Origin of the sequence: Clostridium hominis (genome assembly GCF_014287825.1) — a bacterium.
Classification (GTDB): Bacteria; Bacillota; Clostridia; order Clostridiales; family Clostridiaceae; genus Clostridium; species Clostridium hominis.
Window position 1 is genome coordinate 586,323 of the sequence record NZ_JACOOO010000004.1, and the last position, 17,548, is coordinate 603,870.

Below are 17,548 nucleotides of genomic sequence, written 5' to 3' on the forward strand. Positions count from 1 at the left end.
AAGTAAATTTTAAATAATGGAAAATGACTATTAGCCATTTTCCATTATTCTTATTTTTTAATTTCTATTTTCTTTTCTTTTTAAACATTCCAAATCCTAAGGCTGCTGTAAATACTCCTAGTATACCAACTGCTCCAGCTGGTGTTCCACCTGTATTTGGTAAGTTACCACCGTTTCCTGGTTTATTTGGTTTACCTGGCTTAACTGGGTCAACTGGTTTAACAGGTTTATTAGAACCTTCTACTAATCCTTCAATAGCAATATTCAACTCATCGTAAGCTTTATTTACTTCATCTTGAGTTGCATCCTCTCTAGACATTACTTCTTGAGCTGATTTTAATGAAGCCATAAGTGTTGACCAAGTTTCTGATGTATATTTATTACTATCAAGATTTAAAGCATTATTTATCAATCCGTTTAATAATTCTTTATTTACAACTTGATCTTCATCACCATCATCACCATCATTTCCACCATTATCTACCTCTACTAAGGCATCTATTGCTGCTAATAATTCAGAAGTTACTGCATCTACTTCCTCTTGTGTAGCATTTTCTTTTGCATGAACTGATATAGCTTCATCAAGTTTTGCTTTTAAGTTCTTAAATGATTCTGAAGTATAGTCATTTTCTTGGATACCTTGTCCTTTAACAATAGCTTCGTATAAACTTGACTTATCTGCTTCAACTTTATCATCTTCTCCATCATCAACTTCCTTTAAATTGTCTATAGCATTATTTAATGCAGCGATGGCAGCTTTTACTGATTCACTACTAGCATCATCATTACCCATAACTTCTTTAGCTATAGCTAACTTCTCTAATACTAACGCATAAGTTTCTTCAGTGTATTTGCTATTATCTAGAGCTTCTGCTTTATTTATAACTTCTTGTAATTCTGTTTTATCTGCCTTCTTTTCTAATTTTGCATGTGCATTTAATAGCTTAGTATAAGCTTGTGCAACATCTCCAACTGTAGCATTCTCATTAGCAATTACTCCATTAGCTTCAATAAGTGCTAATTCTACATCTGACCAACTAGCTGAAGTAAAGTTGTTAGGATCTAAAGCATTAATAGTTTCTACTAATTTTATTAAATCAGTCTTATCTCCAGCAATAATTTCTAATCCCTTAATAGCTTTATTTAATCTATCTAAAGTAGTATCAACTTGCTCTTGAGTTGCCTCTTCATTAGCTAAAATTGATTCTGCTTCTGCTAATGCAGTTACAAATTCATCTCTTGCTTCTGGAATAGCAGCATTTAATTGCTCTTCTGTTATCTCCTTAGCTATATCTATAGCCCCTTGTAAAGCATCCTTGTTAACTCCTTCTTCTACTTCAACTTCTCTTCCATAGAATACTAACTCTGCAACACTTGCATATTTATTATTAGTATCACCTAAAGATTCTAAAGCAGTAAATCTAACATATTTTGCTTCTACTGAGTTAAATCTAATTGGATTATATCCTGTATTAGCTAATGCAGTTCCTTCTTTATTAGCCTCTAAATCTCCAACTCTGGCTTCTATCCAGTTTTCACCATCCAAGCTTGTTTCAATCATATACTTTGTAATATGACCATTTCTACTATTTTGTCTTGGTAAATAATCTATTTGGTCAAGGTTATAGGCCTTATCAAGTTCTAATGTTATAGAAACAGGTAATTTATCTGCTGATTGATATCCTGAATGCCATATAGATCCTTCATCACCATCTACCGCATTTTCTTTATAATCTGTATCTGCCTCACTAGTTGCATCTATAGCTTCTACATTTTCATAAGAAATCTTATCTTCTTTAACAGTTTCTCTTTCTTGTAATTTGTCTATTGCATCTCTTAGTGCAATAATCGCATCACTTACTTCTTTTTCAGTTGATTCTTCATTGTCTGCTACTTCTTCTGCAACTTTTACTTTTGCTATCAGAGCATCATAGGATTCCTTTGTATAGATTTCATTTAACTTCGTATGCTCTTTGGCATCATTTATAACTTCAACTAATAGAGTCTTATCAGCACCCTTACCTACAGTGATAGTCTTTTCTACTGTAAAGCTACCATCAGCTGTTGTTGCAGTTATCTTTGCAGTTCCAGATTGAAGTCCCATTAAGTAGTAGCCTACCTTATCTTCACTATCTAAACGAATTACCTTAACCACATCTTCATTATCTGAAGTTACTTTGTAATATGGATTATTTGCATTGCTTGGTAATACATTTGCAGATATTGGAGTAATCTTGTTAAGATATAATTTTTCAACTGTATCTTCAGCAAATTCAATTCCACTTACTTCTTGTCCAGTTTTTTGATAGAACTCAATTTCATTTATAGCTAAAGTATTCTTATCCTTATGACTATCTAATGCAGTAACTACTATTTTATCAAACTTTTGTCCCTTTAAATCAAATATAGTTGTAGCAGTTTCAATATCAGATATTGTTCCTAAATTAGTAGCTTCTTCACCTAAATATCCTACTGCTTTAACTTCCTTAAGCGCCGCTGTATTTATACTTCCGTTTGCATCCATACGGTTATAAATTGTAAAGTTATCTAATTCTTTAGCTTCATCAAACTTAAATGTCATTTCGAATGGAAGAGTTCCCTTATCTGCTTGATCAGCTGAGAATATCCACTTTAAGTCCATACGTGAACTATCATCACTGCTTGTAGTTCCATCGATAAGTTTATTTAATCCCATTCCAGCTTGTAATTGACTTTCCTCACCACTTACAGATATAGACTCACCTGAAATCTTAGTAACTGCTTCTCCTGCTTCTGGTAATGGAGCATCATTATCAGTTACTTTAGCTATAGCTAATTTAGAGTTCATCTTACTATCGACTATTAATCCATGAGTTAATTCCATATCCCATGTAGTATCAACCTTAGCTTTTAAAGTTATTCTAGCAACTGAATCTGTTCCCTTAAGCTTCATAGCATTACCAACATTAGTGAATACAGTATAAATATCTTGACTTCCATCACTATGTTTTCTAACCTTTGAAAGATTCTCCATAGTACTTGTTAATATAGTACTTGTTGGAGTTCCAACCATTTCGTACTTATTTGAATCTAAAGGAATTGCAGCACTAAATGCATTAACATCAGATAATCCTGTACCTATAACATCAACAGTAAATGTTTCTCCTGCTTTTAATTCAGTCTTACTTGGTACTAACATAAGGTCTCCAGCCATTTGAGCATTTGACTCAACAACTCCACCTTTTAACTTACTAGCAACATAAGCTATATCATAAGCATCAATTACACCATTGTTATTTAAGTCTGCTGCTGAAACATATCCTGGCCAGTCAGCATCTACAGTTGTTAATCCAGTATAGTTTTGAAGGAATGTTAAATCTCCATCATCGATGTCTCCACTATTATTCCAGTCTCCAACTACCTTACCGTTAGTTCCATCTACCTTGTATGGTCTAAATTCTCTCATTGTTAAGAAGTTTCCTATAGACTCTTTAGTTATAATTTTAAAGTAACGTGCATTTATTGGTGTATCAAAGTTAATAGTCTTTACTTGTCCATCAGTAGCCCATGCCTCATTACCACTATCTGTTGCATTACTAAATACTTTAGTATAGTTAACTCCATCTGAACTTGAATATATTTCAGCTCTCTTTACAGATCCATTTCCATTTGCCCTAAATAATAAGTCTAACTTTTCAATTGAATAGGCTTTCTTCATATCTATTATAAATGGTTGATCTATAGCATTTCCTTTTGAGTGGAATTGAGAGTTATCATCTCCATCTAATGCTTTATATGGGTAGTCACTACTATATTGGCCACCTGTCCATAATGCTTCCATGTCACTTGGAACATTACGATATGGATCTAAAGCAGTTTTAGGTGATATCTTTTCACTCCATTGTGAATATCCATCCTTATTTACACTACGAACTCTATAGTTGTAAACTGTGTCATAATTTAAGTTTAAGTGAGTGTATCCAGCTTCTGTAATATTACTAAATACTGTTCCATCGATTTCAACATCATATGAAGTAGCGTCTTCGACTTCATCCCATACTAATTTAATAGTATCTGGAGTTATACTATCTTCTGGTGCTGCAAAATTTGATGGCGCAGCTAAATTTTCATTTAATTCATTTTTATTAATATCCTGAGTATTAACAAAATCTTTAACTGTTAATTCAACTTCATTCTTAGTTACATCTGTCTTTTCAACCTTAACGTAAACCTTTGGAGTTGTAGCTATTTCAACCTTTGCAAATTCAGAACCTTCTGTTGCATATTTATTTAGGTTTGGTGATTCATCATAGAAGTACATATTGGTCCCTTTTTCATATTCTTCAATGGATTTTGCTTCTGTAAGCTTAACTTCACTTCCACCAACTTTAGTAGTAAGGCTTGATGGCTTTTCACTTACATTAACAACAAACTCAGTTTCTCTTTCTGCAACCATTCCCTCATAGTTTCCAGTTAATAATCCTGTCTTTATTGTAGCTGTACCCTTTCCTGCCTTAGGAGCTGATGAAGTAACTAAAGTAGTTGCTGATTTATTTTCAAGATAATCTGTTGTTAAACCATCATCCTCATAAACTTCAAACTCTGTATCTCCACTTGGGTATACTTCATAGATACGCTTAGACTTATCAACTTCCTCAGGGGTATTGTTATCATTATTCATAGGAATAATAGCTCCATTCTTAACAAATAGAGGTAACTTCCATAAAGGTGCTTCATAGTTATTTAATACTCCACCACCTCTATATTGTTTTCCACTGAAGTAATCTATCCATACTTGCTCTTCATCTGGAAGATAAATATCATTTCTTATGTCGTTTCCATTTGCATCACTTGCAGTATTTTGATATATAGGAGCAACTAATAAATTAGGTCCCCACATATATTGATACTCTGTTGATGTACCATATGTGTATGCATTAGGATACTCAAGCATCATTGCTCTAATCATTGGAGTACCTTCATTAGTAGCTTCATTTCCAATACTATAGTTATATGGCATCATTGATGACTTCAATTTTAAATACATTCTATTTATTGAAGTATATGGCTCATTAAATGCATATGGATTCTTTGGATTACTTCCCCAACCATCCATATCTATTTGAACTGGAGTAAATGCTTTCCATTGGAAATCTCTAGTTTGAATTAAATTATTTCCTCCAAATATACCATCCATATCTGAACCAACATTAGGCTGTCCTGATAATCCTGCTCCTATATAAGTTGGAATATGGAATCTTATATATTCCCATTGTCCACCATATTGGTCTCCTGACCAAATTGAAGCATAACGTTGAGTACCAGCCCATCCATCTAAAGATACAATAAATGGTCTTGCATTATCTTTTGAATTATTTATAATTCCTTCAGCTGCTTGTCTTACTGAGTTAAGGGCAAATGAATATCCTGCACCAACCCAAGCAACGTCTGTTTTAACTCCGTTAGTTCCAGCCACTCCAACTTCTTTATCTATATCACGCTCTAAATAAACCTCCTGATTACCTGTCGGCTTTAATGTACTTTGAGTCCAAAGACCTGTTTGAATACCAAAACCTCTTGCATAATCAACAAAGCTTTTCAAATTATTTATATTTCCATCTATGCTATCTTCTCTACCGTATCCACATCCATAACCATCATTAGGTAAGAACCACCCTAAAGGCATATCGTTTTCAACGTGGCTATCAATTACTTTTACACCATCAACCATTAATGACTCTTGTCTATCAAACCCTGGTTTTTGTGTTTGAGATTCTTGTCCTGTTTCATCATTTATCCAGTCTCTTGAATAACAGTTAGCATGTCCTAAATAAAATCCATACTCTGGTAATAAAACTGGCTTACCAGTTAACTCTGTAAATTCATTAATTATATTAGTTGGATTTTCACCTATAAAGTAGTATGCATCAAATCTCTTTTCTTGGTGCTTAGTTATTACTTTACCTTGCTCTGTTGAAGAAAAATCGTATAAACCTGGCTTAAATGTATGTCTCATTACACCATAACCAGCTGTTGAGAAATAGAATGGTGTTGGACTGGCAACCCCTCCATCTACCCAATTGTTTTCGTTTACAATATTTATAATTTTACCTCTGTGAGAGAATCTACCGTTTTGCATTCCTCCACCATAGAAGTATTCATCATCTGAAGCTTCTAAAGTTTGAATAGTCTCATTATTTTTATACTTTAAAGGTTCTGCTTCTTTCCAAATAGTTTTTCCAGTAGTCTTATTTACTAGTTCCATTTTACTAGTTTCTTTCTCTACCTTTAATTCAATATTTGCTGTTGATAGAACAATCTCAGCTCCATCTGTTACTACAGGAACTGTTTTTTCATATTTGTCCTCAGTTTTATCTATAATTTTAGTTATGTGATCTTTAGAGTTTGGTGTTGGATCTTCTTGGAAGTCACCTGTTGGATCCATGTATATACGAAACACACCATTTTCTAAAAATGATACTCTTAGCTTTTCACCTGTTGCCAAGTCAAAAGTAACCTTGTTTTCATCTTGGACGTAATTAACAATTCCTCCTATCTCGTTATAATCGTTTGCACTAGTTTCATCAACTAACTCTTCGTTCTGGCTAAGTATAGTCTCTGCCTGTGCTACTACCGCAGGACTTATGCTACTTGTAATTAACATTCCACTCAATAAAGCAGCTGTAATCTTAGCAGTAAGCATCCTTCTCTTCATTATAAATCCCCCCTAGAAATACCCTATATAAATAGGAAATATAATAAGTTTCATACTAGTACATTTTCGGCTGCGAACTCTCTTGTATATTCTGTATATTTTGTAACATTTTTACAAAACTTATATTCATATTATATTGTCTATTTTTTTTTAATACAATATTATATTTTAATTTAAACTAAAAGTATAAAATGTTTGTTAAAATATATAACCTATTGATTAATAACTATAATTACAACATTTATCCTTAATTTTTTACCTTATGTTTAATAATACTTCATTTGCAACGAATGAAAATACACATAATATTTCTGCTTAATAATTTACTTATTATTAATATTGTTAAAAATGTACAAATATTTTATTTAAAAGTACAAACTAATTAATATACTTTTAAAGTATTATTTTCTATTGTGCAAAATCTATAAATATATATCTTGCTTAATTGCTGCAACATAAAATTGAATAAAAAAACTCTTTAAAAACATACCAAATAAAATTGATAATGCCTTAAAGAGTAATAATCCATATCTACACTAATTTAAATCATCTTTTCTAATCTTTCGATATCTACATGTCAACTAGATGCTATCTCTCTCAACTAGGTGATATGGTAACTTTTCCTTTTTATTTATATTTTTTGATGATGCTATTCCATCCCTTAACATACCTAATAATATGTTTGCTGCCTCAACTCCTGCTGTTTTGTAATGGTAATGTACCGTGGTTAATCTTGGTTCTATTAACCTTGCTATCTTAGAATTACCTATACTTATAACAGCAACATCTTCAGGTATTTTATATTTATTTTCTTTAAGATATTCAATAGCTCCAGTTGCTATATTATCAGTAACAGCAAATATACACTTAGGCTTACTTTTCCCTTCCATCAGTTCTTTCGCAAGAGCATACCCACTCTCTACACTAAAGTCTCCTATTTTAATTAACTCTTTATTTATCACTATTCCATGTTCATTTAACTCATCTAGAAATCCCCGTTTTCTTTCGTAACCAACTGATATATCTTCCTCATATACGCCTATAAAACCTATATCTTTATACCCTTTTTTAATTATGTAATTAACAACACTTCTTGCTGCATTGTAATCATCATTATAAACTGACGGATATTCTTCTATATTTTGAGCTACTACAACAATTGGAACCTTTATTTCATCCATAACCTTTAAATGTTCTTCCGTTACTTTTGTTGCCATAAAAATAACTCCATCAACATTGTTATTCTTAAACATTTTTAGATACTCTATTTCCTTATCAATCGAAAGATTAGTATTAGCAATTAGCATATCATATCCGTTAGCATTTAATTCATCAGAGATACCTTCAACAACCCTTGGAGCAGTTTCAGTACTTATTTTAGGAACGATAACTCCAATTAAATTTGTCTTCTTAGTTCTCATGCTCTGTGCTTGTCTTTGAGGCCTGAATCCTGTCTCCTTAATGGCTCTTTCAATTTTTTCAACAGCAGTTTCACTAACATACCCATCATTAAAATACCTAGATACTGTTGACTTAGATACCCCTGCTATTTTGGCAAATTCTATTATCGTCATAATTACCACCTAAATCTCTTTAATATACTTATATAATAAAGAAAATATTAAAATAAGGCAATGAGATTTATATCCCACCACCTTATTTCTTAAAACACTTATTTAATATTAAAATTTGCCAGGTTATTGTACTTATAGACTATAGTTTCATATGGTCTAAGTGCTAGTTTATTAGTTAATTTAGGAGAATTGCTATAATTAGCTATTAATACATCTTCGTTAAGGCTTAATTCACTATTATCTCCTAATCCTAATATATCTTTTAATTCACTTAAATCAATAGATATATTATTACCATAGAAGTTACATACAACAAACAAGTTCTCACCATTATATGATCTTGTATAAACAAAGGCTTCTCTATGATCCTTTAAAAGCAGTTCAAACTTTCCATATTTTATAACTTCCTCTGATTTTCTTAACCTTATAAGCTTTTGATAATATGCAAATATCGACCAAGGAGCTTTAATATCTCTTTCTACATTTATATCAGTATAATTATCATTTACCATAAGCCAAGGCTTTTTAGTAGAAAATCCTCCATTCTCTGAAGAATCCCACTGCATTGGAGTTCTTGCATTATCTCTTCCCTTTGCATACAATGATTTCATTACTTCATCTTCACTATATCCTAAAGAAATTCTTTCATTATACATGTTTAAGCCTTCAATATCATTATAATATTCTATTGATGGAAACTTAACGTTAGTCATACCTATCTCTTCACCTTGATAAATGTACGGTGTACCCTTTTGCATATGTAGCATTGTTGCTAGCATTTTTGCAGACTCAACCCTATACTCTTTATCATTACCCCATCTTGAAACCATTCTTGGTAGATCGTGATTATTTCCAAATAAGCTATTCCATCCATCTTCATATAATTCTACTTGCCATTTTCTAAAAGACTCTTTAAAAGCTATAAAATCTAATGGTGCTAAATCCCACTTTCTTTTACCTTGCTGCTTATCTAATGAAATAACCTCAAATTGAAATACCATACTAAGCTCGTTTCTTTTTGGATCACTATAAAGCTTTCCGATTTCAGGAGTTGCCCCCCAAGTTTCGCCTACTGTAAGAACATCATACTTTCCAAAGGTTTCTCTATTCATCTCTTGTATATAATCATGAAGCTTTGGCCCATTTTGAGTTATTAACTTATCTGGTTCCTTTCCGATTAAATCAATAACATCCATTCTAAACCCTTTAATTCCAAGGTCTAACCAAAATTTCATCATATTATAAATTTCTTTTCTTAACTCTGGATTTTCCCAATTTAAATCAGGCTGTCTCTTATCATGTAAATGTAAATAATATTGATTTGTTTCTGTATCAAGAGTCCATGCACTTCCCCCAAAATTAGACTTTAAATCATTTGGGATGCTACCATTTACTGCATCTCTCCATATATAAAAATCTCTATACTTATTTTTCTTACTCTTTCTTGCTTCCTTAAACCATATATGTTCATCAGAAGTATGATTAACTACTAAATCCATAATTATCTTTATGTCTCTTTTAGTAGCTTCATCTATTAAAGTCTTCATATCATCCAGTGTTCCAAACTCATCCATAATGTCACAATAATCACTAATATCATATCCATTATCAACATTAGGTGACTTATAAACCGGGCTCAGCCAAATAACATCTATTCCAAGTTCTTTTAGATAATCAAGCTTAGAAATAATACCATTTAAATCACCTATACCGTCATTATTACTATCCTTAAAGCTACGCGGATATACCTGATATACCACCGAATCATGCCACCATTTCTTTTTCATAAAATATCTCTCCTAAATATATATTTCCTAAATACCTGTGATCTAAAAGATCTAATTCATACTATTATCCTTATATTATTTGCAAAGCATTTTTTCAACTTCTTCAAAAGTAGGTAAAGCTCCTATTGCTCCTTTTCTTGAAACAGTTATAGCTGCAGTTCTATTAGCAAAATCTAATATATTTTCAACAATATTCTTATCTAAACTTACTAAATCATCAAGAGTGATATTTTGTGATGAAATTTTATATAATATAGCTCCAATGAAGGAATCTCCAGCTCCTGTTGTATCTTCAACCTCAACTTTATAAGAAGGTGCAAAATATTTATTATTGCTTGTTATAAATTCAGCTCCATTAACACCTTTAGTGTATATTACAACATTTACGCTACCTACAAATAGGGAGTTAATTGCTTCTTTCTCATCCTTAATCCCTGTTATAAACTCAAGCTCTTCATCACTTACCTTAACTATATTTGCTAATGGTAAAAATTCTAATATAGCTTCTCTACATTTTTCTGGTGACTCCCATAAAGGTAATCTAATGTTAGGATCAAAGCTAACTATACAATTATTATTTTTAGCAAATTCTATTGCTTTTCTATGTGCATTTTTTATAGGTGCATCAATTAAACTTACAGAGCAAAAATGTAATATATCTCCTGGCTTAAAATCATCTTCAACTATTTCTTCCTCTGCTAAAAGCATATCTGCGCTTGGATTTCTATAAAAGGAAAAATCTCTCTCTCCATTTTCTTTTAAAGAGACAAAAGCCAAAGCAGTATTTGCTTTTGAAGTACGTAATATTCTAGAAATATCCACCCCTAGAGGCTTAACTGTATCAATTATTATATCTCCAAACGCATCTTGTCCTAACTTAGTTAACATTATTCCATCTCCACCAAGCTTGCATACTGCAGATACAACATTCAAAGGTGCTCCTCCTGGTACTCTTGTAAAAGACTCAACATTTTTAAGCTCTTGCCCTTTAACAGTTGGAATGAAATCTATCAATGCTTCTCCAATAGCTATAACTTTACTCATGAAATATCACCTTCCTAATATTTATTTAATACTCCACATATGGGCTTTAATACTACACTTTTCTGTGCTTAAAAATCTTATACCTGTGCTATTTTTATCTGGGAATATTCTACTTGTAAATACTTTTTCCCCACCATTAACAAAAATCTCTACAGAAGAAGAATCAACAAAAATTTGTAAGCTTAACTCTTTACAATCTAATGAAGTACTACGGGTAGTTCCCCACTCTGTAGCAAAGACTTCTCCTGACTTACTTCTATCTAAGGTAAACTTTTTATTATCAACATCATAATAAACTACAGTCTCTTCATTTTCAGAAACTCTTAACTTCACACCTACCTTACCTTCTGAGAAGTCTTTGAAAGTGCAGCTTAACTCATATCTTTCCCCATCAAATCCATCAAAGCTTCTTTCCTCACCATTTATCATAGACTCAATATATCTATGATTCTCTCTCAGCTCATCTAATTCCTTTACTGGATTTTGAATTAGCTTATTATTAACAAGTGTTAATTCACGAGGTAATGTTAAGCAGTGTGCCCATCCATTTTTATCTGTTGGATATTCTATTTCAGGTAATCCCATCCAACCAACTAATATCCTTCTTCCATTTAAATCTTCAGTTGTTTGAGGTGCATAAAAATCAAACCCATTATCCAGTTCAATAAATTCTCCATGATTAAATTCACCACTACTTAAGTCAATAGGCTTTCCAACTATATATCCTGATTGATAAATATTTGCATACTTATCTCCTTCTTGCTCTAACCCTTGAGGTGAAAATATTAAAATACCTTTATTATCAAGCTCAATATAATCTGGACATTCCCACATGAACCCAAAATCCTTAAGAGATGTATTAATCTCATTTACAAAATCCCAATTTATTAAATCTTTAGACTTGTAATAAACCACTCTTCCTTTTAGGTCAGTATTTTGAGCTCCAATTACGGCATAGAACTCATCACCTTTCTTAAAAACTTTAGGATCTCTAAAGTGGTCTGTATATCCCTCTGGTACTCCATTAATCACAGGCTCACTATGCTTCTTAACTCTATTTTTATCATCCATTATCGCTAAACATTGATAAGGAGTTCTAATCCAATTTTCATCTCTTGTGTTTCCTGTATATAATAAGTGAAGCTTATTGTCGTGAACTATTCCAGAACCTGAAAAAGCTCCATGTGAATCAAACCAATCACCAGGATTTATTCCAATTCCATGATCTTCCCAACTAACTAAATCCTTAGAAGACGTATGATACCAATATTTTAATCCATGGACTGGTCCCCTAGGAAACCATTGATAAAACAAATGATATTCTCCATTATAAAAAGAAAATCCATTAGGGTCATTTAGTAACCCTGTTATAGGTTGAATATGATATCCTTGTCGAAAAGGACATTTCTTTACTGCATTTTCTAATTCATTTAATTCTTCTTTACTTACTTCTTCTATTGGTTTATATCTCTCTTCTCTCGACCAATCTATCATTTTAATCCTCCCTATACAAATTAAGCTTTTATGTATTAATTATTCATTTAAAAGTTCAAGGGTGTTAGACATATTTTAGTCTAACCCCCTGTGTTATTGTATTAAGCTGCTTCTACTTCCTTATTAAACTTATTCATTTTGGATAATACTATTGTCATTACAAATGCTACTGCAAAAGAAATTGCCATACCTATAATATATTGAACCATTGATTGAGGTCTAATTGCTATTATTCCTGGTAATCCTGCAGGTCCTTGTGATACTGCTAATACATTTGCAAAAGTTGTGTAAGCAGTTGAAACAGCAGCTCCTATCATAGCCGCATAGAATGGATAACGTAGCTTTAAGTTAACACCAAACATAGCTGGTTCTGTAATTCCTAATAAAGCTGATATTCCTGATGCTGAAGCAACACCCTTCATCTTTGTATCCTTATTTATAAAGAATACAGCTAAAGCTGATGCACCTTGAGCAATGTTAGACATTGCAGCTACTACGAATATAAATGTACCACCAGTTAGAGTCATATCAGCTAAAAGTTGAGTTTCTACTGCCATAAAACTATGATGCATTCCTGTAACAACTACTGGTCCATAAACACCACCAAATATAGCTCCACCTATTGGCCCTAATGAGTTATATAAGAACATAATCCCGTCAGTTAATAAGTTACCAGCTCCACGCATTATTGGTCCTACAACTACGAATGTTAAAATACCTGTTATAAATACTGAGAATAACGGTGTTAATAAGTTATCTAATACTGAAGGTATAACTTTACGTAATGATTTTTCTACCTTAGCTAATATATAGATAGCTGCAAGAACTGGGAATACAGTACCTTGGTATCCAACCTTTTCTATAGTTAATCCAAGTATATTCCAAGATGGAATTGTTCCTTCAAATAATGAAGCTCCATACCCCCATCCATTTAATAAATCTGGATGAACCATAAGCATTGCTATTACAGCACCTAAATATTGATTTGCTCCAAAAATCTTCGCTGCTGAGAAACCAATTAATACAGGTAAAAATACAAATGCTGTATTAGCAAAAGTATTTATTAAACTTGCTAAATCTGCAATTTGAGGATAAGCTTCAATTAAAGACACACCTTCTATAAATAATCCTTGAGATGTTAAAATATTATTTATGCCCATTAATAAACCACCAGCAACTATTGCAGGTATTATTGGTACAAATATATCAGCTAAACTTTTTAATATCCTTTGAAGTGGATTTAACTTTGTATCAGCTACTTTTTTAAGTTCTTCCTTGCTTGTTTCATTTAATCCAGATAATTTAATAAATTCTGCATAAACCTCATCAACAATTCCAGCACCTAAAATTATCTGAAATTGACCACCATTTAGGAAGCTTCCCTTTACTAACTCTATTGATTCAAGCTTTTTCTCATCTACTAACTCTTGATTACTTAATACAACTCTCAATCTTGTAGCACAATGAGCGGCACTTACTAAATTTTCTTTTCCACCTAGTACTTCTAAAATCTTGGAAGCTACTTTTGAATAATTTTTACTCATTTCTTATCCCCCTTACTTTAAGGTATCGTTCCCACATTCCTTAAATCTTATTATTTATATGTTTTATATTACTTCACAGATTATTAATCCTTACAATTATGAGGTATCGTTCCCACACAAATCATAAAAATAATCTTGTAATCTTTTTCACCACCTTATTTTACAATCCTTTTTTTATTTTGTCCATAGTTTTTTTTATTATTACTAAAAAACTATTTTGTTTATACTATATTCACTATTCTTATTTTTAAACTCCAATGGCGATACTTTAATGTTTTTTCTAAAGACTTTACTGAAGTAATTTCCACAAGAAAATCCAACCTTTTTGGCTATTGTGTCTATAGTATAATCAGTAGACAATATAAGTTCCATTGCCTTCTCAAGTCTAATCCTTATTAAATAGTTTCCTGGAGTTGTGCCCATCTCCGCCTTAAACTTTCTTGATAAATGATACTTAGAAAGCTTTGTTATAGCAGTTAAATCATCCAGCCCTATCTGTTTATGATAATTTTTATTAATATAGTTTTTGCAAGCTACCACAGTAATATCTCTCTCCTCATTTATTACCTTGGTATTAAATTCATTTAGTAGCTCCATAATCAACTGATATCCATAGCTTGAACACTTATATATACTATCTATCCTATCTTCTATTAATTCTCTATAAACATTAAACATAAGTGCTAAAAATTTTGAATCTTCGTCTATATGTATTATATTGCTTTCAGTACTAATAAACTTATTTAAGAAAACATCTGCTTCTTTAGAAAACTCAATATATAATACCTCCCACTGTTTAGAATCTGGAGGCAACCTATAATAATGATTACCTGGTATATTTATTATAAAAGCATCTCCCTTGTTCAACCTATGACTTTTATCACCTATACATATTTCGCCCTCTCCATCAACTGTGTATTGTAATACCCAATGCTCTGATGCTCTTTTTTTACTATCCCAAAAATATTTATGATCATCTATAATCTGCCACCCCATACCCTTTATCATAATTAAGGGCATTGCTGATATAAAATTTAACCCTACAGTAGTTTTCTTTAAATCTTTTAGCAATATATTACCCTCCCGCTTATTTTTTTACTCTTGTTTGCAATATTTTACTCTAATATTATTAAATCATAGATAAAAATTTGAGAAAAGAGGTTTTAATATATGTCAATTATTTTTGATTCACACAATAATACCTTTCATCTACAAGGCAAAAATACAAGCTATATTTTTCAAGTCATAAGAGGTGGCTACTTAGCTCACCTATATTGGGGGCATAAAATTAGAAATTATAATATGTCAAATCCCTTAAGCTTTATTGACAGAGGATTTTGCGCTAATCCTTTCGCTGACGACAGAAAATTTTCATTAGATACAATACCGCAAGAATATACCACATATGGCAATGGTGATTTTAGAATACCTACTTATGAAATACAGTTAGAGAATGGTTCAACTATTACTAACTTAACTTATGTAAGCCATAAAATATTTAAAGGTAAACCAGCACTTAATGGACTTCCTAGCGTATATACTTTAAGTGATGATGAGGCTGAAACCCTTGAAGTTACTCTTGAAGATGATATAGCTGGAGTTAGAGCTATGCTGTTATATACAGTTTTTAATGATTTTAACGTCATAACACGTTCAGTTATTTTTGAGAATATTGGATGTGAAAATATAAACCTTTTAAGAGCATTAAGTGCATCCGTTGATTTCAGAGATGATGATTTTCAACTTATAACACTTTATGGCTCCCATACAAATGAAAAAAATATCTGTAGAAGAAATATTGTACCTGGAATTCAAATGGTAGATAGCGCTAGAGGTGCTAGTAGCCCTCAGCAAGCTCCTTTTCTAGCCTTAGTAAGAAACAATACAACCGAAACAACTGGTGAGGTTTACTCATTTAATTTTGTATACTCAGGTAATTTTACAGGTCAAGTTGAAGTAGACCAATATAAAAATACAAGAGTTGCCATGGGAATAAATCCATTTCAATTCAATTGGATGCTAGAACCTGGTAAATGCTTTCAAACTCCAGAAGTTGTTATGACTTATTCATCAAATGGCCTAGATGAAATGTCTCAAGAATACCATAAACTATATACAACTCGTTTATGTAGAGGAAGTTTTAAGAATAAACCTAGACCAATCCTAATAAATAACTGGGAAGCAACATACTTTGATTTTAATGCTGAAAAGCTTAAAGATATTATAAAATCTGCAAAAGATCTTGGAATTGAGTTATTTGTTTTAGATGATGGATGGTTTGGTAAAAGAGATAATGATTTGTCATCTCTTGGTGATTGGTTTGTTGATAAAAAAAAGCTGCCTAATGGATTAGAAGATATAGCTTCATATGCAAATATCCTTGGTATGGAATTTGGATTATGGTTTGAACCTGAAATGATTTCCCAAGATAGTGAACTATATAGAAATCATCCTGATTGGTGTATTCATACTCCTAATAGAGATCCAATAGTGGGTAGAAACCAACTCGTTTTAGATCTATCTAGACATGATGTATGTGATTATTTAATAGAATCTATAGCAGATATTTTATCAAAAAATAATATTACCTATGTTAAATGGGATATGAATAGACATATGACTCATATTGGATCTTCTGCCTTAGAACCATCAAGACAACGTGAAGTTCCTCATCGTTATATACTTGGACTATATCATATAATGGAGACTCTTGTTTCAAGATTCCCTAATGTACTATTTGAAAGCTGTTCAAGTGGTGGTGGTAGATTTGATGCTGGAATGCTTTATTATATGCCACAAACTTGGACTAGCGATAACACTGATGCTATTTGTAGATTAAAAATACAATATGGTACAAGTCTTCTTTATCCTCCAATAACTATGGGAGCTCATATTTCAACGTGTCCTAACCATCAAGTCGGTAGAATAACTCCACTAGAAACAAGAGGCCATGTAGCTATGTCAGGTAATCTTGGCTATGAATTAGATTTAACTAAGCTTACAGATGAAGAAAAACTACTAATAAAGGGGCAAATTTCAAAATACAAAGAAATTCGTAATACAATACAATTTGGTAGATTCCATAGAATTTTATCACCATTTGAAGGGAATGAAACAGCATGGAACTTTATATCAAAAGATGAAAAGGAAGTGGTTGCCTTCTACTTTAAAACATTATCAGAACCAGCAACTTCTATAACTACACTAAAACTTAAAGGATTAGATCCAAATAGAAATTACATTAACTTAGACACATCAGAAATATTTGGTGGAGATGAATTAATTCATGTAGGAATAACATTACCTAGAATAAAAAAAGACTTTATAAGTTTAATGTTTCACTTTAAAAGCTTAGATGATTATTAATTTAATTTCATTTTAAAAAGTAGGGAATAAATTATTCCCTACTTG

8 protein-coding genes are annotated in these 17,548 nt (G+C 31.8%); 1 reads left to right on the forward strand and 7 read right to left on the reverse strand.

The window, feature by feature from the left end; all coding sequences use genetic code 11:
* Nucleotides 1-64: 64 nt before the first annotated feature.
* The 7 genes from H8S20_RS04370 to H8S20_RS04400 form a co-directional block, all read right to left on the reverse strand.
* Nucleotides 65-6,694: a discoidin domain-containing protein gene (locus tag H8S20_RS04370; RefSeq protein ID WP_186859374.1), complete on the reverse strand. Its 6,630-nt coding sequence runs from the start codon at nt 6,692-6,694 to the stop codon at nt 65-67.
* Between the two features lie 581 nt (nt 6,695-7,275).
* Nucleotides 7,276-8,268, reverse strand: coding sequence for a LacI family DNA-binding transcriptional regulator (locus tag H8S20_RS04375; RefSeq protein ID WP_032120098.1), 993 nt, complete (start codon nt 8,266-8,268; stop codon nt 7,276-7,278).
* Between the two features lie 98 nt (nt 8,269-8,366).
* Nucleotides 8,367-10,055: a glycoside hydrolase family 13 protein gene (locus H8S20_RS04380; RefSeq protein WP_186859375.1), complete on the reverse strand. Its 1,689-nt coding sequence runs from the start codon at nt 10,053-10,055 to the stop codon at nt 8,367-8,369.
* Between the two features lie 75 nt (nt 10,056-10,130).
* On the reverse strand, nt 10,131-11,099 hold the full coding sequence (locus tag H8S20_RS04385) for a carbohydrate kinase family protein (RefSeq protein WP_032120100.1): 969 nt from the start codon (nt 11,097-11,099) through the stop codon (nt 10,131-10,133).
* A 21-nt stretch (nt 11,100-11,120) separates the two neighbouring features.
* The gene (locus tag H8S20_RS04390; protein WP_186859376.1) at nt 11,121-12,593 is read right to left on the reverse strand and encodes a glycoside hydrolase family 32 protein; all 1,473 of its coding nucleotides are present in this window, start codon (nt 12,591-12,593) and stop codon (nt 11,121-11,123) included.
* 101 nt (nt 12,594-12,694) lie between these two features.
* Nucleotides 12,695-14,137, reverse strand: a complete 1,443-nt coding sequence (locus H8S20_RS04395) for a sucrose-specific PTS transporter subunit IIBC (RefSeq protein WP_186859377.1) — start codon at nt 14,135-14,137, stop codon at nt 12,695-12,697.
* 204 nt (nt 14,138-14,341) lie between these two features.
* Nucleotides 14,342-15,208 carry an AraC family transcriptional regulator gene (locus H8S20_RS04400; protein ID WP_186859378.1) on the reverse strand — a complete coding sequence of 289 codons (867 nt, stop codon included), beginning with the start codon at nt 15,206-15,208 and terminating at the stop codon, nt 14,342-14,344.
* Nucleotides 15,209-15,307: 99 nt separating this feature from the next.
* On the opposite strand from H8S20_RS04400, the gene H8S20_RS04405 reads away from it, so the two are divergent.
* A complete protein-coding gene (locus tag H8S20_RS04405; protein ID WP_186859379.1) occupies nt 15,308-17,503 on the forward strand; it encodes an alpha-galactosidase in 2,196 nt (731 codons plus the stop codon).
* The last annotated feature ends 45 nt before the right edge of the window (nt 17,504-17,548 follow it).